Origin of the sequence: Spirosoma foliorum (assembly GCF_014117325.1) — a bacterium.
Lineage (GTDB): Bacteria > Bacteroidota > Bacteroidia > Cytophagales > Spirosomataceae > Spirosoma > Spirosoma foliorum.
Map to the genome: position 1 here is coordinate 2,812,155 of NZ_CP059732.1, position 20,554 is coordinate 2,832,708.

The following is a 20,554-nucleotide window of genomic DNA, read 5'->3' on the forward strand; positions in this document are numbered from 1 at the left end:
CGTTACGGTTTGATAGTAAGCCCCGATTGATCGGCAATCATACTCTGAATACCCCAGCCGCCAAAGTTTTCAGAAACTGCAATCCAGAGGTCGTTTGGTCCTTTCTTCAGGTCTAGATAAATCGCATCGTAATACCCAACGGTGCCCAGAAATCGGTAGTCGCGAGATAGAAATTCATCGTGACCAGCATACAACAAACGACTATTAAGGTACACTTTAGCACGGTCGCTGAAGCCGAGGTCTAGCTTCTTGACTTGTGGTTTATCGGAAACAATTGTGAGTTTGACAAAGACTGTATTGGCTTCCTCGTTGCGTTTGCGAATTCTGGATATATTCAGTTTGCCCGAGTTCTCAGCGGTTAAGTTGCTCCACGTCAGTCGGCTGGCTACTGCTTGAGGAAGGGTATAGTCGGTTTGCAGCAGCTTTTCGTCGAACGTGCTGGAGACCTGCCAGTTCAAGAGCGTCCCCAGTTGCGGAGCGGCTTCGGGTTTGAATTTGCCCGCCATCGGTGGATTATCGGTTTTGGTATACTGAAAATTGGCAAACCGAGTCGTAATTGGTGCTCCGTTTTCGAGGCTGATCCGCCCAGCTTTTGGCTCACGTTTTAGCTGATGAATCACCAGCGAGGGTTCCGTCGATTGGCCAATGTAGATTTCTGCCTGACTTTCCCGAACGACCAGTTTAATGTGGACCCACTCATTCATAGGGTAGTTCACGGTTGTCGAGTAGCCGTCGCCATAATAAAATTGCCAGGAATCCTGCCCATTAAAAATCGGGATGTATTGGATTGCATCGGGATTGCCTACCCGGTGAGGTCGAAGATAAATGTGTTCGAACTCATCTTTGTCCTGCATCCGAAATCCGAATCCGGGGAAGTCACGATCAGGTGAAAGCGTCATGTCGAACTCGATAATCCCATTTTTAAACGTGTTGTCTTTCAGCGTAATCCGCCCATCCGTTAGCCGAATGCCGTCTTTACCCTGAAATGACTCTTTCGTGACTTTTCCTTCGTAAATCCAGGCTGAAGAATCGAAAGGTACCGTAGTTTGGGCAACTGCCTGACTGCCAATTACGGCTAATAAAGAAATCAGTAATGCTTTCATTGTTGATTATCAATTGATTATTGATTTTTTGTGAATGAGTGTGGTGTCGGTTTCTAAAACCGACACAGGGAGGTTTCTCAAAACCTACTTTTGCCTTCTGACGAGTTTTTAAGAAACCTCGCCGTGGCAGATGCTTACATCTGACGCCACAATGGAAATCACGAAACGCTATTTATCGTGAATTTTGGAGGATTTACGAATAGAATTATACTAGTTTTTTGTCATCCCGACATTAGGAGGGATCTTCGGTAAATAACCAGTTGCCCAAGATCCCTCCTGACGTCGGTATGACAAAAAATAACATTATAAATAACTGACAACCAGTTGATAATTTCAGGTTCTATCTATTATTCACGCTATTTAATTACCGAAGCTTTCGTAACCCTGAAATTGGCAAAATACCCTTCTGGCGTATTACCCAACCAAAGGCCAACCGACCCTTTTGAACTGCCCCGAGCCAGATTTTTGATCTGGTACACTTGCTTACCGTCGACAAAAACGGTAGCCATCGGCCCTTTTACCTCGACTTTGACGTGAAACCATTGCTGAGGTTTACAGATAGGAGCACCCTGATAAACAGCGGCCTGATAGTCGGGCCAGTTGACGAGGCCGTTGTTGATGGGCATGTACTGCATCGCTCCTGATTGTCCCGACATGAACGGCCGGAAGTAAAAACACTCGTAACGCGGCTCATTGCCGACTTTGTTAAAATGAAAAAGCAAACCCAGAAAGGAAATCGTCGACTTCGGCAGGGGAGTTGCTATATCCAGTTCGATGCTTCCATCCGAAAATATATAGTCATTGAGATAAGCGATGAAAGCTCCTGTTGCGGTCTCTTTCTCGCGGATGAGTTTAATGGCGGGTTTTCCCAGATAGTTTTCTTTGGTGTATTTACTACTAAAGGTCCATTGTTTGGGCGAAAAGTCGCCGTAATTCTCGACCGACTGGGCAGTGGTCTTCAGCGTGACCAAGCTGATAATTGAAGCGAATAACAGGGTTTTCATGCGTAAAAGGGTTTATTTGATAAAGGGAACGATGGCTTCCCAAACCGCCGGGAAGTTGCAATAGAGGATAACATGCCCACAGCCGGGAATTATGGACAGCGTGCCATGTTGAAACAGATGAGCCGTTTCGACAACTTTTTCGGTTTTGAAATACAGGTCTTTATCACCCGCCATGACCAGAACTGGACAGTTGACTTGCCGCAATGCATCGTCCGTTATGAAGGTGGGTTGATTCCACAGAACATCCAGTTTGTCCAGAAATTCGCTCCATAGCTCCGGGTTGGGCATAATTGCTTTTCTACCTTTTACGAAGTCGGGCGCCATTTTGTCGAGCCGCTCGGCCGTCATTTTTCCTTCTGCCTCGTTGCTCAACACCCGATCCGTAGGGCGCCGGGGTGAGCCAATTGCGATGAATTTTCGAACCAGTTCAGGGTGAGTAGTAGTCAGGTTATAACCCGTTATGCCGCCATCGCTGAACCCCAGCACCAATACACTGTCTTGCGTTATACTTCTGATAACGGCATACGCATCGTTGGCGAGCTGCTGATACGAAAAGACCTTGGTCCCGATCTCCGATTTGCCGTGCCCTCGTGTGCCGATGGCAATAACCTGGTGCGTTTGGGCTAGTTTAGGAATTAGAAACTCGTATTCGTTGATATAACCGAACAACCCGCCATGCAGGAGCACAATAGGTTTACCTTTTCCATAAAGCTCATAGTAGATTTTAGCATCGCCAACGTTGTAGTAATGGCCAGCCAGCGGATTGTTGCCATAAGGAACATTGGGTTGTGCATGAACGAAGTGAGTCAGAATCAGGAGTAAAAAAGCTGGAATAGCTGACCGTTTTTTCATTGTTTGTTTGAGTACATTTGGTTGATCGATCGCGAACAGAAACAAACTTGCGAAGTCGATCGATCAAGGACTATTCAACCGTGTTCAATTTCTGTTCAAGTTTATACAAGCAGCTAACTGGCTGACGGATAGGTTTATGATTGCTCAACAGGAAGATAAAGAACTCGCCCGCTGTCGTCGGTTAATTGAGGAGAAAATAGGCTGGGGGAGAAGCGACAACTGGTCAACTCAGGACTTTGAGCGATTGGGTGAACTGATTGCCGATGAAACGGGGATCTCGCTCAGCGTGACAACACTCAAGCGGGTGTGGGGGCGTGTGCGGTACGATTCGGCACCCACTGCCACGACCCTTAATGCGCTGGTTCAGTTTATCAACTATGAGAGTTGGTCGCGTTTTAAAGACGTTTCGATCCATGACGCACCACAGGATGCACAGGTATTTCAGCCGCCTGTTAGCCTGACCGAACATATTGATGAACGGGTAACGACAGCCTCTAAATCAGCAGACAAAACACGTCGTTTATCGGGTAAAGGGTGGTGGATTGGCGCGGGATTGCTTGTTGGTTTACTGAGTGTTCTCGCGTTTTTTCTGAAAGATGCTACTCCTAAACCGCTCTCCCCCAAAGACTTTTCATTCAGTAGTCAACCAGTGGCGAAAGGGCTTCCCAATTCAGTCGTTTTTCATTACAATGCCACCGCTTCGCCCACCGATTCGGTGTTTATTCAGCAATCGTGGGACCCTAGCCGACGCGACCTGGTACCTAAAAACGGCCACGAATACACGTCAATTTATTACTCACCCGGCTACTATCGGGCCAAGCTGGTGATTGGCAAGCAGATTGTGAAGCAACACAACCTGTTGATTCCATCGGATGGCTGGCACGTGGCTGTTTTTTGGACACCGGTTCCAATCTATTTTAAACCCGATGACGTGACTCGAAAAGGAGTCCTGGGTTTGTCGGTTGAGGATATGAAGAAACGTAATATTCCGGTGCAACCTCAGCCTCCAACGGTACTTTACCGGTATGTGCGGGAGTTTGAACAGCTTAATGCCAAAAATTTTGTATTCGAGACGCGGGTCAGAAATGATTTTGAAAAAGGCTCCTCGGCTTGTCAGTATATACGGATAATGGTTCTGTGTAAGAACCAATATTTCTCCATTCCATTGTCGGCAAAAGGCTGCATTGGTAATCTGAATCTGTACTTGGCTGGTCATGAGGCAGAAGCCAAGACGACCGATTTATCTAATTTCGGAGCTGATTTGTCGAAATGGGTAGACGTTCGGTGTGAAGTCAGAAACAAGCGTGTACAGCTCTTTGTGGGTGATAAAAAAGCCTATGAAGCTATAGCGCCTAATGCCTTTACCGATGTTGTAGGCGTCAGCTACGAATTTGAAGGCACCGGCTCCGTTGATTATGTTCGTTTTAAGCGATTGGACGGAACGATGGCTTTTGAAGATAATTTTGATTCATCAAAGGATTTAAACACAGGGGCACAGGGGAATAAACAGCGCTGATGGCGCGAACGTCTACGTTCGTGCCGACTATTCTCCGGCCTCTGGCTTGAGTAGTGAATGCATAAGTCGGCCAGAGGCCGGAGAATAATCAGCACGAACGTAGACGTTCGCGCTATCCTAAACCATCATAACTGCGTTATAAAATGAAAGCCATTCTCTGCCGCTCGTACGGCCTGCCTGATACCCTTACGCTGGAAGACATCCCTTCGCCTGTGCCCGGCCCCGGCGAAGTGTTGATCGAAACCAAAGCCTGTAGCCTGAATTTCCCAGATACCCTGACGATACGTAATATGTATCAGTTCAAACCCCCGCTGCCGTTTTCGCCGGGGAGCGAGTCGTCGGGAATTGTGAAGCAGGTGGGCGAAGGCGTCAAACACGTCAAACCTGGCGACCGCGTTTTTACTTTCGGCTCGCACGGTGGACTAGCCGAAGAGCGCATTTCGGACGCCCGAACGACAATTCCTCTTCCCGATGGCATGGACTTCATTACGGGGGCCTCGACTATGTATGCCTATGGTACCTCGTACCATGCGCTGAAAGATCGCGGGCAACTCCAGCCAGGAGAAACGCTTTTAGTGTTGGGCGCTGCTGGGGGCGTTGGGTTGGCTGCAGTAGAATTAGGGGATATGATGGGGGCCACGGTTATCGCGGCAGCGTCGTCCGACGAAAAACTGGCGGTCTGCAATGAGAAAGGAGCGACCTACATGATTAACTACTCCAAAGAAGACCTTCGCGAACGGATTAAAGACATCACGCAGGGAAAAGGCGTCGATGTGATTTATGATCCTGTGGGCGACAAGTGGGCTGAACCCGCCATCCGGTCATTGGCCTGGCGTGGACGGTATTTGGTTGTCGGTTTTGCAGGTGGTGAAATTCCCCGAATTCCCCTGAATCTGGCTTTGCTGAAAGGAAGCTCGCTGGTGGGCGTTTTCTGGGGGATGTTCACGCAGAAAGAGGCCGCTTTGAGTCGTCAAAACATGCAGGACATCGCCACCTGGGCCATGGAGGGCAAAATCTCGCCATATATCTCCCGGCACTATTCATTGGCCGAAGCTCCGAAGGCGTTGGCTGATATGATGGAACGAAAGGTGATTGGCAAAGCCGTTGTTGTCCTCTAAAACATTCTCTAGTTTGCTCATGTTCAATAGAACGCTGATTTTATGATCAGTTATGATTTAATCGCTTCGCGTTTTTTGTCCTTTAAGAAAAGTTTAAAAACAACTTTCATAACTAATCATAACGTGAATAATGGATTGATTCTGAAATTATTAACTGATTTCCAGGTATTTATACTGTATTTTCTGTCATCCCGACGTCAGGAGGGATCTTTTGTAAATAACCAGTTGCCGAAGATCCCTCCTGACGTCGGGATGACAGAAAATACAGTATAATTCTATTCGTAAATCCTCCAAAATTCACGTTAATCATAAAAATCAGTCCGGGCCGCCGTCGCGGGTCTACGATAATTTCCTGTTTTTAGCGCATGGGTAAAGTTTTACGGGGCAACTGGTTACTGCTTATCCTGCTGATCGGGAGTCACTTCGATGGTTATGGGCAGGGGCTTAGCTTTCTGGGAATTCCGCTGGATACCCTACTGAAAACCAAGATACCCCGAGTCGATCGTAATTATATAACAACCTACTACAGACAGCTTCATCTCTATGGAGTCAGTGATCGACAGGATTACACCTTGCGAGTGGTTGGGTCGCCTACTACATTAGTTTATAGGCCCAATTTAGCCTGGACGCTTGGGCCGGGAATCAACTACAAATGGTTCGGAACGGAAATAACGGTTAAACTCCCCCTCTTCGGTTACAACAATGATCTGCGAGGAAAAACAAAGCCGTTTGGGCTGACCATCAACTTAAACAATCGACGCTTCTGGTTATCGACCCAGTATCAGTTTTATCGGGGTTTTTATATCAGCAATCCCGACATCCTACAGTCGAACTGGTTTGATCATCATTCGTCTTATCCGTATCGCGACGACCTTCGGAGTCAGACCGTTTCGAGTCGATTGTTATACCAGTTCAATCCGCTCCAGCTCTCTACACCGGCAACGCTACTCCAGCGGGAAGAACAACGGAAAAGGGCAGGCTCCTGGAACGTCGGAGCCTCATTGACCTACCAGCTCATTCGGGCCGACTCATCAGTAGTGCCCACTTCACTGAAAGATGATTTTCGGCCGGAAGCTCGTTTGCTGAACCTGAAATCGCTGACTGCTGGTATCGATCTGGGTTATAGCCAGACCATCGTTTTTCGGAAACATTACTTTGTCAGCGCTACCGTACGACCGGGCTTGACGGTTATGATCCAACAAACCAGTAACGAGCTAACGGGTATTGAAAGTCGAGTACAATTGGGATGGGAGGGAATCGCATCCGCAACTATTGGCTATAGTTCGAGCAGCTTTTATGGCGGTTTATATGGATCAACGATGTTGATGAATCGTACATTTTCGTCGGGATTGATCAACACCAATATGGGCTATCTACGGCTGGTTTTTGGCAAGCGAATCCGCTATCAGCCCAAAGGTATAATCAAGCAGGTTCCGGGTTTGTAACCGTTACATCTTTGTTGCGATTAAATGAATTTAGAGACCCTATTATCATGCTTGTCTTGTCATTCTTCCTTATTTAACAAGTCGATACACCTGTCGAGTTGCCCCGTTCTGTAGCCGTAACCAATAAGTGCCCGGAGCACTTGAGGGCAAGCTCAACTCACTCAGCGTACCCGCCTGCTCCACCGAGTGGATGATCTTGCCACTGCCGTCGATGAGTTCATAGCGCTCGAAGGCCTGGGGTGGCTCTAACCGGAGCACACCATTGCTGGGGGCAGGATTGGGAAACAGAACCGGAGTTTGGTCGTTGGAACGAATGGCGATGATGGCACTCAGGGTTTTTGTGCCGTCGAAGTCGGTTTGCACAAATCGGTAGTAGCTCAGTGCGGGCAGGGGGGCTGTATCCAGAAAGGAGTAGGTCAGGGGCTGGTGGGCGTTGCCACTTGTGGCTTGTGAAGCAACTTCCCCGATGGCTTCCAGGCTGGTGGGGTTAGCCCCTCGGAGGATAGTGAATCCGGCGTTGTCGATTTCCTGAGCGGTTTTCCACTCAATCAGGTTGCCGAGTGGGGTGTTTCGGCCATTGAAGTAGAGCAGGTTTACCGAGAGGGGATTTTTGATTGGACTGACCAGGGCAGACGCGGTGACCGAGCAGGCTCCGGTAGTGGCCGTCACGGAGTAGGTGCCAGGGGCAGTCGTGGAGATGGTGGGGGTAGTCTCCCCGTTGCTCCAGGTGTAGGAAGTGGCCCCGGCAGTCGCGGTGAGGGTGGCACTTTGTCCCTGAGTAATGCTGAGGCTGGGGGTAGCGGTGATGGCGGTGGTCAGGCTGCTGGTCATTACCCGGTTTCCAGTGCCTGTTGCGGCCACTGCTACAAACTGACAATTGCCATAAGTGACCGATCTCCACTCATTATTGACAGCAGAAGATTGACTGGTCCATGTGATACCATCGGGAGAAGTCATTACCCGGTTGCCAGTACCACTATCAGCCACGGCCACAAACAGACCATTGCCATAGGTGATCGAACTCCAGTTATTATTGGCGGCCGAGGATCGGCTAGTCCAGGTGATGCCATCGGGGGAAGTCATTACCCGGTTGCCAGTACCCGAACTGGCCACGGCCACAAACAGGCCATTGCCGTAGGTCACCGATCTCCATTGATTATCGGCGGCCGAGGATCGGCTGGTCCATGTAATACCATCGGGGGATGTCATCACCCGGTTGCCAGTGCCAGAATTGCCCACCGCTACAAATAGGCCATTGCCATAGGTGATTGAAAGCCAAAGATTATCGGCGGCTGAAGTTCGACTGGTCCATGTAATTCCATCGGGAGAGGTCATTATCCGGTTGCCAGTGCCACTCTCAGCCACCGCCACAAATAACCCATTGCCGTAGGTGATTGAAGCCCAGTAATTATTGGTCGCTGACGTTCGGCTGGTCCAGGTGATGCCATCGGGGGAGGTCATCACCCGGTTGCCACTGCCATCACTCGACACAGCTACAAATAACCCATTCCCATAGGTGATTTCACTCCAGCTATTATCGGTCGCTGGAGTCCGGCTAGTCCAGGTGATGCCATCGGGAGAGGTCATCACCCGGTTGCCAGTACCACTACCTGCCACTGCCACAAACAGACCATTACCATAGGTAATTGAAAACCATTGGTTATCAGCGGCTGAGGCTTGGCTAGTCCAGGTAGTACCCTGGGCCAATGCTGTCTGGCGAAACAGCGTCAATAACAGCCCCAGCAGAAGAACCAGGGTGCGAAGTGGGCCGCTGGTGACAGAGCGACGGTCAGTTAGGGTATTCATAGTTGGTAAGTAGTGCGTAGGCATAGGGAATAGATATATATCGATGGAATAGGCTCATAAGTGCTGGAAACGTTTCATACTGTCCAAGGCATCCTTCAGGGAGGCCTTTACTGCCATCTGGTCTGAAATGCCACTCCGGTTTGTTTGAGATTTATTGGTTATCTCTTCATATTATGGAAATATGGATAGTAATTGAGATGTTCTTTGACGAGTAATGTATTAAATAGTCACCAGCACACTTGTCTATAAAAGTCTCGAGTATCGCCTTTGACTCGCTTTAACGCACCGACCTATGGAAATATTAAGAAGATTCTGAGGAACCAACAGTCTAAAACACCCCTGTTATAGATATTAGTTGTCATTCGTAACTTGGGTAAGGCGTCAGAACGGCCAGCTATTGTCGGATTTTGTACGAACCTGTAAAACATTCCGTAGAGGATATTGGGGCATGTTTTAACGGTATTCCTTCAGTTTAAGAGACTGCCTAAATTTCATAAAAATAGTCTCGGTTTTACCCCTCCCCCCTGAATGGGGCTTAGTTCATCGTGGAAATAAGCCCCATTCAGGGGGGGGGGAGGGTAGGGTAAATAAATGAAAAACTAATTTTTAGACAGTCTCTAAAATTGAGCGAAAGGCGATTTGGCATAAAAATAGCTCTATGATTAAGTGTAGACTTAGTTTATGAAGAAGTTACCCATCGTGGAATTTGGCTTGATTGGAACTGTGATAGCTGCTAATTCTGGGACGTTGTCTGAATTATTTATTGGGCCAAATGGTCATTTCTTATGCAGACCGCGATTCGCTGGGCGTTATGTATCATAGGGATCGAAATCCTTTTTTTAGTGGCTTTTCGGGCTGGGCTTTTAGCTATTGTGCCGCCTTTAGCAGCTTCCTGCATCTTATTGGCTGCCAATCCGCAGGGAATGTTTGCGCGGCCTGTAACTGTACTGACTGCCTATATAGTGGTGGGACACCTGGGGTTGATCAATAGCGTTTTTTGGGGTAATGATCTGTTTTGTCTGTTTGTGATGACGCTGCTTGTGGTCGGAATTATGGCGGCTGTTCCTTGTATTCATCCCCCAGCGGTGGCCTTGTTATTTCATTTGGCTAATTCTTCTCACCCTTTTCAGTCATATTTAGTTACTTTGTGTCTGATGGGTGGCTTGTTAGCCCTACACCTGGCTGGCCAATGGTTTATAAAGCAATTATTTCGAACAGCCCCAGTAATACCCAGACCACAGGTGGCTACAAACTTCTTCGAAACAGTAAGGTAAACGAAACGTTACGTTTCAATATGGATAATCAATCTCCCATAGCGGGCGATAATACTGCCCTGTTTAATCCGCTATTCAGTTATCTGCGTCTCTTTAAGGCTATTCCATCGGCTGATGTTGAGGTGATTAAACGAGAGTTAGGGTATCGCAACGTAGCGGAAGGAGAATATCTACTGAAAGAGGGGACTGTGGCGACGAATCTGTTTTTTATTTGTGATGGCGTTGTTCGTATTGTCACCCAGAATGAACAGGGGCGGGAACTAACGCATTATTTCCTGAAGGAAAACCAATTGGTAACCATTCTGGATAGTTTTAACCGGGCTGTTCCGGCTAACGAAAGCATTCTGGCGGCTTGTCCCACCCAGGTGATTGTGCTGCCTAAACGCAGTTTACTGGTCCTCTACGAACGCTTTCCCTACCTGAAAGAACTAATTGAAAAACTGACCCAGCAGACGCTCCTCTACAAAATTCAAATCCGGAATGCCTATTTAGGTGAAGATGCCATGACGCGTTACCAACAGTTTTTGATTCGTCAGCCAGAGATCGCTTTACGAGTATCCTTGCAAAGTATTGCTTCCTATTTAGGAATTACGCAACAATCGCTGAGCCGAATTCGGAGGAATAGTTGATACATACGCCATATCTCCAAAGATATGGCGTATGTATCAACTATTCCTCCGTTTTTACCATTTGGTAAATGACAGCTCCGTTTGCTGACGGAACTTTGCTTCGTCAAAAAGCAAATGAATCAAGTTATGAATCAGCAAACAGTAAACGGTGTTTTAGGCGGGAAACGAATCATTCTACTCGGAGGAAGTTCAGGCATTGGATTGGCCACGGCTAAAGCCGCAGCCGCCGAAGGAGCACAAGTCGTTATCGTTTCCAGTAACCAACAACGTATCGATCAGGCTCTTACCGAACTACCTACAGGTAGCGAAGGCTATCAGGTCGATTTAACGAACGAGAACCAGATAGCCAGTTTTTTTAATCAGATTGGCGGATTTGACCATCTGGTGTATACGGCCGGAGAAGGAATTAAGCTAAGTAATCTCGCAGATACACAGCTCGACGAGGCTCGAACGTACTTCAATATCCGGTATTGGGGTGCCTTTCTGGCGGTCAAATACGGCTATCCGCATATCAGCCAAACCGGTTCCATTGTGCTCACCAGCGGTATTGCTAGTCAACGGCCCAATGCAGGCTGGTCGTTGGGAGCCAGCATCTGTGCGGCAATGGAAGGCTTTACGCGAGCAATGGCAATGGAGCTTGCTCCTGTACGAGTGAATGCCGTTTCACCGGGAGTTGTAAAAACCAATCTTTGGGCGGGAATGTCAGAGGCCGACCGGGAAGGTATGTACTCCCAGATTGGCAATTCGCTGCCCGTTAAGCGCGTGGGCGAAGCCGAAGATATTGCACAAACCTATCTGTATTTATTGCGTCAGCCGTTCAGCACCGGGCAGATCATTACGGTCGATGGTGGAGCAGTGTTGGTTTAGGAAATAGTTTGACATTGATCTTTATTTTTTGTCATTCCGACGCCAGGAGGAATCTCAAGCTTGACTGATACAGGGCTTCGAGATTCCTTCTAGCGTCGGAATGACAAAAAATGAGTGGCAAATTTCAAAGTTAATAGCAGCTCTACTTTTTCGTCGGCTTGGCGCTCATGTAAAACGTTAGTTTACCGCCTTTCATAATATCCGAATGGGAAATTACGGGCTGAGTCAACTCCTTTCCATTCAACAGCACCTTTTGTACATAGACATTTTTGTCGCTCTGATTAATGGCTTCGATGGTGAACGTCTGACCATTTTCGAGGTTCAGGCGGGCACTTTTAACCGAAGGACTTCCCAACGAGTACGCTTCTGAACCCGGAGCAACTGGATAAAAACCCATCGACGAAAACATATACCAGGCACTCATCTGGCCACAGTCATCATTGCCGCCCAAACCGTCGGGGGCCGATTTATACTGCATGTTGAGAATCATGCGGATACGCGCCTGTGTTTTCCAGGGTTGCCCGGCCCAGTTGTACAGATAGGCAATGTGGTGGGCGGGCTCGTTGCCATGAATGTACCCACCAATGATGCCTTCGCGAGTAATGTCTTCGGTTTCGGCAAAAAACTCGTCGGGCAAATGCATCGAGAAAAGTGTATCGAGTCGGGCAGTAAATTTCTTGGGGCCACCCATCGCCTGCATCAGAGCGGCTGGATCTTGCGGGACGAAAAAGCTGAAGTTCCAGGAGTTACCTTCAATAAAACCCTGTCCTTCCGTTTTATACACGTCGAATTCTTTTTTGAACGATCCATCAGCCAACCGGGGGCGCATGAACCCAATGGATGTATCATACACGTTTTTCCAGTTTTCGGAGCGTTTCAGGTAGGTAGCATACACATCGGTTCGGTTTAGTTTTTTCGCCATCTGGGCAATGCACCAGTCGTCGTAGGCGTATTCCAACGTGTTCGATACGGAGGTTCTATTGGATGTTGAAGGGATAAAACCTTTATCGATATATTCGCCAATACCTTCATAATCACGATGATTGGAAGTGGCAATACACGCATCCATCGCTTTCTGAGCATCCCCTTTGTAGGTTCCCTTGATCACCGCATCGGCCAGCACCGAAACGCTGTGGTAGCCACTCATACACCAGTTGTCGTTCGCATAGTGCGACCAGATCGGCAGCATTTTGAGCGTGCTCTGCTCATAGTGGGCCATCATGGATTGCACCATGTCGTTGTTTCGGCCAGGCTGAATCAGATTGAAAAACGGATGGAGTGCTCGGTACGTATCCCAGAGCGAGAAGGTGGTGTAATTCGTAAAACCGGTTGCCGAGTGAACGCCCTGATCCAGTCCTTTATACTGACCGTTGACGTCCATGTAGGTCGTTGGGTTGATAAACGAGTGGTATAGCGACGTATAGAAGTTCACCTTGTCGGTTTCCGACGCGTCGATCTGGATTTTATTTAACTCTTTGTTCCAATCGGCCTGGGCACGAGCCTTCGTTTGGTCGAAATCCCAATGTGGAATTTCAGCCTGCATATTGGCCAGTGCATTCTCCTGACTTACCGGCGACAGTGCCATTTTCAGCTTTATCTTTTCGCCTTCGTTCGTGTCGAAATCAAAGTACATCCGCATCTTCTTGCCCGCCAGCTCGGGGAAATTCTTCGTCTGATCGAATTTTCGCCAGAAACCCTTGTACACCTGTGCTTTATCCAGATTCTGTTGCCCATAGGATTTAAATGGTTTCGAGAACGAGAGTGCGAAATAAACGGTTCTGGTGCGTGCCCAGCCGTTGGTTTGCCGGTAGCCGGTAATCAGGGTATCGTTTACAACGCGCACATACGTCCAGACAACCTTATCCTCGAAATTGTAAATACCATGGATCAAATCCAGAATAATGTGCGACTGGTCGGACTTTGGAAAGGTGTACTGGTGAAAGCCAACTCGGTTAGAGGCCGTCAACTCAGCCGTAATCGCATGATCGTCGAGTTTGACTTTGTAATATCCGGCTTCGGCAACTTCGTTTGCGTGCGAAAACGCTGACCGATAGCCGCTTTTGGGATTTAAGGCCACCCCTGGGTTCAATTGCAACGCGCCCTGCGTAGGCATGATCAGAAAATCACCCAAGTCGGAATGGCCGGTACCGCTGAAATGCGTGTGACTAAACCCGACAATCGTTTTGTCTTCGTATTTGTAGCCAGCACAATAGCGGTAGACATCCCCATTGTACTTACCGTTAAATTCATACGAGAGGGTGTCCGTATCAGGACTTAATTGAACCGAACCAAACGGCACCGTAGCACCAGGAAAGGTATGCCCCATTTTTTCGGTGCCAATCAACGGGTGGACATAGGGAACGAGGTTCTGCTGGGCGAAGGAAAGAAAAGCGAGAAATTGGAAGAGGATTGTAAAGCTAACTTTTGTCATTTTTTGAAGGAAAATCCATTGACTCTGATACTGGGGTAAAAAGGTACGAAAACCTTTCGGAAAGCTAAGCGGGAAGCACATGTTGGTGATGTTTGACGTGGTGTCAGGTGCTAACACCTGACATTTTAGGTTTCTAAAAACCTACTGTTAATACCTATAGGTTTTAAGAAACCTAAGGTGTCGGTTATGAGTAATCGACATCACTTAAGCGACTAGACGTGCGAAATTGCAATAATCTGTGCGATTTCGCACAGTTTTCCTATAGTTAACTTTAAGCAACGAGTTGACTGTTAGTGTATTACCTAGTGGCACGTTGTTTGGCCTTCTATCTGTGAATTACAATATAGAAGATGGACAAAGAACTTGCCCCAGAAATTGCCAATCGTGGCCGCAACCGGAACCTGCTCATTGGGGTGACTGTCGTTGTGGCACTGGCTTTGGTCATTCTCTGGACGAGAAATGCGCTCAAAACCTCTGTCGAAGGGGAGCGAATCCGAACCACAATCGCTGAAATTGGCCCAGTCGAAAACTCGTTAAATGCAACGGGTGAAGTTATTCCGGCTTACGAACAGATTTATACCAGCCCCATTCGGGCCAGTATCCGGCGTGTTTTGCTTATGCCCGGCACAGCCGTAAAAGCCGGTCAGCCCATAATGGACCTCGATAAGTCAATTACGGAAATTGAACTCGAAAAACTCAATGACCAACTGGCACTTAAACGCAACGGCATCGATCAGTTGCGGATGAAACTCAATAAGAGCTTGTACGATGCCGAGGTGAATGATCAAATAAAGCTGCTCAACATCAATCGATTACGGGCTGACCTGGAAGGTGCGAAACGGCTTCAGAAAGTAGGAGGGAGCACGGGCGAAGACGTAACCCGCGCCGAAAATTCCCTCCGTGTTGCCGAGCTGGAGAAGAAGCAACTCGAAAATGATCTCACATACAATCGTCAGTCGATGAGTGCCAGCTTGCGCGAAACGACCTTACAGGCGCAGATCGAAGAGAAAAACCTGAAAGAGTTGACCCATAAACTAAAGCAGGCCGACATCATAGCCGACCGGCCCGGAGTACTAACCTGGGTAAATGAAAACATTGGCTCGGCCGTCAATGAGGGGGAAATGCTGGCGAAGCTGGCTGATCTGGCTAGTTTCCGGGTCGAAGGTTCCTGTTCAGATGTTTATGCTGATCAGGTTAAAGTCGGACTTCCGGTTGCGATTAAAGTAAACGAAACCAATCTGCGCGGACTGATTACACAGGTAAAGCCAGCCGTGAAAAACGGGATCGTGCAATTTGTGATTCAACTGGACAACAGCCACCACGCGTCCCTCCGTCCTAATATGAAAGTGGAAGTGTTCGTCATTACCGATCGGGTAGCAAAGGCGGTTCGGGTAGCGAACGGACCAGCGTTCAAAGGCAAGCGGACGCAGTACATATATGTGTTGCCAAAAGGAAGCCAGGTAGCACATCGTCGCGAGATCGCACTTGGGTTGTCGAACTTCGACTTTGTGGAAATAAAGTCAGGTGTGCAAGCGGGCGAACAAGTAATCCTGACGGATCTGAGTCAATACGAGCATCTGGAAGAACTCACCATCGAGCCAAAACACTAACCCAGACCGCTATGAACCGCTTTTATTTAGTCATATTTGGTTTGCTTGGTATCGTTGGGCAAACATCGGCACAAACCACTACCTTAAACGAGGTTTTGCAACTGGCGCAGGCGCAGTCGGTGTCGGCAAAACGGGCTAATACGCAACAGCGTACCAACATCTGGGCTTTTCGATCGTTTTTGGCGCAGTATAAACCACAACTCAGTCTGGATGGGTCGCTGCCTAATTTTACTCGCTCGTATGTACAGGTAACTCAACCTGATGGAAACATTCAGTTTGAACCTGTATCCTATAATAACTCGATTCTGAATTTGTCGCTAAGCCAGACAATTGCCCCGACGGGTGGGACCATTTTTGTGCAGAAGCAACTTCAGCGATTCGATAACTTTATTCAGGATACAAAACTTTATAATGGAATTCCGTTTGGGATTGGGTTGTCGCAACCGCTCTTTCAATTCAATCCAATGCGGTGGGATCGGAAAATTCAGCCGCTCTTGTATGCCGAAGGAAATCAGCAACTGATTGAATCACTGGAACAGGTTTCCCTGACGGCCACAAATTTGTATTTCGATCTGTTGGTATCGCAGGTCAATCTGCAAATTGCCGAAACCAACCGGGTCAATAATGATACGCTTTACCGAATTGCCTTACACAAGCTTGATCTCGGCAAGATTTCGCAGAACGACCTGTTACAGTTGCAGTTGAGCGTGCTCAATGCCGAAAAAGATCTGGCCTCGGCCCGGCAAACAGCAGCCGTAGCGTCGTTAAAACTGAAAACGTTTATAGGCTACCGCAATGAAGGGAACGATCGGGCTGTTATTGGTCAGACGCGCCCGCTAGAGCTGGCTATTCCGAACCAGATTCCCGATTTAACCGTCGATGTGAATCGGGCGATCAACGAAGCCACTGCCAATCGGGCGGCCGCCATTGCGTTTAAACGACGACTATTGGAGGCTGAGCGGGATCTGGAAAAAGCCCGAAAAAACAACGGCCTCAATGCGACACTCACCGCAGGCTTTGGTTTATCGAATCAAGGTCCTAACCTTATCGATGTGTACATCCGGCCGCAGAACCGCGAGTACGTATCGCTCCAGTTCACACTGCCCATTATGACCTGGGGGCGGGCACAGGCCATTGTCGAAACCGCCAGAGCAAACCGCGAACTGGCGCAGCAAACCGTTGAGCAGGACAAGCTAACTTTCGAACAGGAGATTTTTACGCAGGTGACGCTCTTACAGATGCTTCGCCAGCAAGTGACATTGACTGCCAAAGCCGACGAGATTGGCCAGAATCGATACCAGATTGCCCAGGATCGCTTCAAGTTAAGTGACCTGAGTGTTACGGATTTAGGCATTGCAACCCAGGAAAAAGACCGCGCCCGTCGCGATGCCATCCTGGCCCTGCGCGACTATTGGCAGGCGTATTACACGCTACGATTATTAACCTTATATGATTTTGACACAAACCAGAAAATAAAATGAAGGAGAAAAGGGAGGAAGGGGTAGAAAGGGAGGAGGATTAAAAAAATGTTCTTTCACCTATCTCCTTAATTCTTCCTCCCTCTCGTCCCTTTTCTCCTTCCTCCTTTAAAACTATGATCTCTCTCCAAAACATCGAAAAAGTTTACCGGACCAGCACCATTGAGACGCTGGCTTTGAACAACATCAACCTGGAAATCAAGAAAGGTGAGTTCGTCTCTATTATGGGGCCATCGGGTTGTGGTAAGAGTACGCTCCTGAACGTGATGGGCTTGCTGGATGAACCCTCTAAAGGTACGGTGCAACTGGATGGTCAGCCAGTGACGAAGTATACCGACAAAGAATTGGCACGACTGCGGAACCAGAAAATCGGCTTCATCTTCCAAAGCTTTCACCTCATTAACGACCTGTCGGTGCTCGACAATGTGGAGATTCCGTTGCTCTACCGCGCTACTAATGGCAAGCCGCGTCAGGATTATGCGAAAGAAGCGCTAACGAAAGTAGGGTTAAGTAACCGGATGAAGCACTTCCCGAAGCAACTATCGGGTGGGCAGAAGCAACGGGTGGCCATCGCCCGCGCCATAGTCGGCAACCCCGACATTATTCTGGCCGATGAGCCAACCGGTAACCTCGACAGTGCAATGGGCAACGAAATCATGAACATTCTCCAGCAACTCAACGACGAAGGAGCCACCATCGTAATGGTTACCCACGATGAACAAATGGCCAAACGCACCCACCGACTGGTGAGGTTGTTCGACGGAACGCAAGTTTTATAAAGAGCGAGAGAATGAATGAGAGAAAGAGCGAAAATCAGGCGCCAACCACTCATTCACTCTTTCGCCCATTCACTCATTCGCTCTTTAATTATGTTAGCCAACTACATCAAAATCGCCTGGAAGGTGTTGCTTCGGCATCCGTTCTTCACCTTTATTACCCTTTTCGGCATTAGCCTGACACTGACTGTGTTGATGGTGCTGACCTCGTTTCTGGATCACTTGATTGGCAGTCATTATCCTGAAACGAAGCGGGATCGATCGCTCTACATCATGACCATGGAGCAACGGGATTCCAGTATGACATCCCGCAGTTCGGGACCTATGAGTTTTAAGTTTCTGACGGAACATGCCAAGTCACTGAAAACGCCGGAGCGGGTTGCCATCAGTACACTGATCAATAGTTCGAACGCCTATGTAGGCTCGCAGAAAATCAAACTCAATACCAAATTTACCGATGCCGATTTCTGGCGAGTCGCCGACTTTGAATTTCTGGAAGGTAAGCCCTACAATGAACAGAATATGGCCAATGGCGACAACGTGGCCGTCATTACCGATGATTTTAAAAAGCACTATTTTGGCAATGTTACCGAGCCCGTTGTTGGTAAGACTGTTGAAATCGAAAACATTCATTACAAGATAATTGGCGTCGTAAAGGCCAGTCCCGTTACCCGCCCGTTTACCTATGCCGATGTTTTCTTTCCGTATACATCTCCCAAAAGCAATTACCAGAACACCAGTATGCGGGGTGGCTATGTGGCAATGATCCTGGCTAAGGATAAATCGGATTTTAAAGCCATTCAGGATGAGTTTCAGGGGCACATTAATCGCATTCCGTTACCCGGTATTCAGGACGGATTTAAGTATGCCACATTGAATGTGAAGAGCGAGCCCTATTTGCAGAATTTTCTGGGCAGTATTCTGGACGGTAATCCGGGCATAAAGGCTATCTTTTTTGGGGTAATTGGGTTTGTGCTGTTTATGCTGATGGGCCTTCCGGCCATCAATCTGGTAAACATCAATGTCAGTCGCATTATGGAAAGAGCCTCCGAAATCGGTATCCGAAAGGCATTTGGTGCACCTGTACGAACGCTGGTCTGGCAGTTTATTATCGAGAACGTCTTCATTACGTTCATTGGCGGGGCCATCGCTTTAGTCCTGACACTGATTGTTATTCATCTGATCAACACCAGTGGCATGATCGCCTACGCCGACCTGACCATCAACCTGAGTGTGTTCCTGATCAGCCTCCTGGTATGCCTGATTTTCGGGCTTTTATCAGGCGTACTACCCGCTCTCCGCATGTCGAAACTAAGCATTGCTGAAGCGCTCAAATCTTAAAGAGCGAAAGAGTGAATGAGTGAAAGAGCGAAAAGGCTGGATCACTTGGCCACTCTTTCGCTCATTCACTCTTTCACTCTTTAATTATGATCTCTCACCTGTTTAAATTAATCTGGAATAAGAAGAAGACGCATGCTTTATTGATTGTCGAAATCTGGGCGTCGTTTATGGTCCTTTTCGGGCTGGCCACATTGATCGTTGTGAATGTGGGCAACTATCGGGAGCCGTTAGGCTTTCACTACGATAACGTTTGGGCCATCAGCCTGAAGGCAAACCAGGACACGACGGGAATTGCCGAAAAATTACAACGGGTTCAACAGCGTCTGAGGGCGTACCCTGAAGTAGAGTCGGTTTCCCGAATGGGCAGTAATTTCCCGTTTTCGGCCAATCAAACCAATAACGGCATTGAGTACAACAAGCATAAGGTACTAGCTGAATCGTACACAACTGATGAGAATTATGCCAAAGCACTCGACATTCCCGTAGTCGCTGGTCGTTGGTATCGGAACGCTGATAGTGTCGGGAAATTCACACCGGTAGTCATCAATCGAAAGGCGAAAGAAGCGTTGTTTGGCGACGAAAATCCACTGGGAAAGATCATCAGTGAGCGGTTTCGGGTTGTTGGCGTGATCGACAACTTCAAAGCAAAAGGGGAATTTATGTCGAATAAACCAACTCTCTTTGAGTTGGCAAAAGTTGATGCGACCTGGATTGATACGATGATAATTAAAGTGAAGCCCGGCACCGACGCGGTGTTTGAAGCTAAAATTGTGAAAGACGTTGCGTCGATGATGACGGGCTGGAGCGTTGAAGTCGACTACCTGACCGATTCGCGCAAAAATCAGCATAACCTGGTGCTGGTTCCCATTATCATTGCGCTGATTGTAAGTAGCTTTTTGCTGATCAACGTGGCGCTCGGCTTATTTGGGGTCCTGAACCTGAGCATTGCCAAACGCCGGGGAGAGATTGGTCTACGTCGGGCATTAGGAGCTACTGGGAACGGAATTTCTACCCAATTTATCAGCGAAATCTGGGTACTGGCTACCTTTGCCATGCTGATCGGGCTTCTGTTTGCGGCTCAATTTCCGTTGCTGAATGTATTCGACTTGTCGTCAGGCGTTTATGTTACGGCTATTCTGATTGCCGTGGCGATCATCTACGGCATCGTCACCCTCTGCGCCCTATTCCCCAGCCGACAAGCCGCCATGATTCAACCGGCGGTAGCGTTGCATGAGGAGTAAGATTAATGGATAATGAATAATGTAAAATGGATAACGAATGATGAAAATGAATAATAGACTGCT

Annotated in this window: 16 protein-coding genes; 11 read left to right on the plus strand and 5 right to left on the minus strand. The window is 48.1% G+C overall.

What is annotated here, in order from left to right:
- Positions 1 to 2 precede the first annotated feature (2 nt).
- The 3 genes from H3H32_RS11780 to H3H32_RS11790 all read right to left on the minus strand — a co-directional run bounded on the left by H3H32_RS11780 (position 3) and on the right by H3H32_RS11790 (position 2,959).
- Positions 3 to 1,103 carry a hypothetical protein gene (locus tag H3H32_RS11780; RefSeq protein ID WP_182462891.1) on the minus strand — a complete coding sequence of 367 codons (1,101 nt, stop codon included), beginning with the start codon at positions 1,101 to 1,103 and terminating at the stop codon, positions 3 to 5.
- 356 nt (positions 1,104 to 1,459) lie between these two features.
- Positions 1,460 to 2,107, minus strand: coding sequence for a 3-keto-alpha-glucoside-1,2-lyase-like domain-containing protein (locus H3H32_RS11785; RefSeq protein WP_182462892.1), 648 nt, complete (start codon positions 2,105 to 2,107; stop codon positions 1,460 to 1,462).
- 12 nt (positions 2,108 to 2,119) lie between these two features.
- Entirely contained in the window at positions 2,120 to 2,959 is an 840-nt protein-coding gene (locus tag H3H32_RS11790; protein ID WP_182462893.1) for an alpha/beta fold hydrolase, read from the minus strand.
- Positions 2,960 to 3,095: 136 nt separating this feature from the next.
- On the opposite strand from H3H32_RS11790, the gene H3H32_RS11795 reads away from it, so the two are divergent.
- From H3H32_RS11795 to H3H32_RS11805, 3 genes are all read left to right on the plus strand, one after another.
- Entirely contained in the window at positions 3,096 to 4,475 is a 1,380-nt protein-coding gene (locus tag H3H32_RS11795) for a hypothetical protein (protein WP_182462894.1), read from the plus strand.
- Positions 4,476 to 4,618: 143 nt separating this feature from the next.
- Positions 4,619 to 5,593 carry an NADPH:quinone oxidoreductase family protein gene (locus H3H32_RS11800; protein ID WP_182462895.1) on the plus strand — a complete coding sequence of 325 codons (975 nt, stop codon included), beginning with the start codon at positions 4,619 to 4,621 and terminating at the stop codon, positions 5,591 to 5,593.
- Between the two features lie 365 nt (positions 5,594 to 5,958).
- Complete coding sequence (locus H3H32_RS11805) at positions 5,959 to 7,038, plus strand: DUF4421 family protein (protein ID WP_182462896.1); 1,080 nt, start codon at positions 5,959 to 5,961, stop codon at positions 7,036 to 7,038.
- 69 nt (positions 7,039 to 7,107) lie between these two features.
- Here the strand turns inward: H3H32_RS11805 and H3H32_RS11810 are convergent, their stop codons facing one another.
- Positions 7,108 to 8,844, minus strand: coding sequence for a T9SS type A sorting domain-containing protein (locus H3H32_RS11810; protein ID WP_182462897.1), 1,737 nt, complete (start codon positions 8,842 to 8,844; stop codon positions 7,108 to 7,110).
- 785 nt (positions 8,845 to 9,629) lie between these two features.
- Between H3H32_RS11810 and H3H32_RS11815 the strand changes: the two genes are divergently transcribed.
- From H3H32_RS11815 to H3H32_RS11825, 3 genes are all read left to right on the plus strand, one after another.
- The gene (locus H3H32_RS11815; protein ID WP_182462898.1) at positions 9,630 to 10,118 is read left to right on the plus strand and encodes an HPP family protein; all 489 of its coding nucleotides are present in this window, start codon (positions 9,630 to 9,632) and stop codon (positions 10,116 to 10,118) included.
- Between the two features lie 20 nt (positions 10,119 to 10,138).
- The gene (locus H3H32_RS11820) at positions 10,139 to 10,747 is read left to right on the plus strand and encodes a Crp/Fnr family transcriptional regulator (RefSeq protein WP_182462899.1); all 609 of its coding nucleotides are present in this window, start codon (positions 10,139 to 10,141) and stop codon (positions 10,745 to 10,747) included.
- A gap of 114 nt (positions 10,748 to 10,861) precedes the next feature.
- On the plus strand, positions 10,862 to 11,614 hold the full coding sequence (locus tag H3H32_RS11825) for an SDR family oxidoreductase (protein WP_182462900.1): 753 nt from the start codon (positions 10,862 to 10,864) through the stop codon (positions 11,612 to 11,614).
- Between the two features lie 142 nt (positions 11,615 to 11,756).
- On the opposite strand, the gene H3H32_RS11830 is transcribed toward H3H32_RS11825, so the two are convergent.
- Positions 11,757 to 14,045: a GH92 family glycosyl hydrolase gene (locus tag H3H32_RS11830; protein ID WP_182462901.1), complete on the minus strand. Its 2,289-nt coding sequence runs from the start codon at positions 14,043 to 14,045 to the stop codon at positions 11,757 to 11,759.
- Between the two features lie 350 nt (positions 14,046 to 14,395).
- Between H3H32_RS11830 and H3H32_RS11835 the strand changes: the two genes are divergently transcribed.
- The 5 genes from H3H32_RS11835 (at position 14,396) to H3H32_RS11855 (ending at position 20,491) form a co-directional block, all read left to right on the plus strand.
- Positions 14,396 to 15,655, plus strand: a complete 1,260-nt coding sequence (locus H3H32_RS11835) for an efflux RND transporter periplasmic adaptor subunit (protein WP_182462902.1) — start codon at positions 14,396 to 14,398, stop codon at positions 15,653 to 15,655.
- A gap of 11 nt (positions 15,656 to 15,666) precedes the next feature.
- On the plus strand, positions 15,667 to 17,136 hold the full coding sequence (locus H3H32_RS11840) for a TolC family protein (RefSeq protein WP_182462903.1): 1,470 nt from the start codon (positions 15,667 to 15,669) through the stop codon (positions 17,134 to 17,136).
- Positions 17,137 to 17,249: 113 nt separating this feature from the next.
- On the plus strand, positions 17,250 to 17,912 hold the full coding sequence (locus tag H3H32_RS11845; protein WP_182462904.1) for an ABC transporter ATP-binding protein: 663 nt from the start codon (positions 17,250 to 17,252) through the stop codon (positions 17,910 to 17,912).
- 90 nt (positions 17,913 to 18,002) lie between these two features.
- Positions 18,003 to 19,250 carry an ABC transporter permease gene (locus H3H32_RS11850; protein ID WP_182462905.1) on the plus strand — a complete coding sequence of 416 codons (1,248 nt, stop codon included), beginning with the start codon at positions 18,003 to 18,005 and terminating at the stop codon, positions 19,248 to 19,250.
- An 86-nt stretch (positions 19,251 to 19,336) separates the two neighbouring features.
- Positions 19,337 to 20,491 carry an ABC transporter permease gene (locus H3H32_RS11855; RefSeq protein ID WP_182462906.1) on the plus strand — a complete coding sequence of 385 codons (1,155 nt, stop codon included), beginning with the start codon at positions 19,337 to 19,339 and terminating at the stop codon, positions 20,489 to 20,491.
- Positions 20,492 to 20,554: the final 63 nt, after the last annotated feature.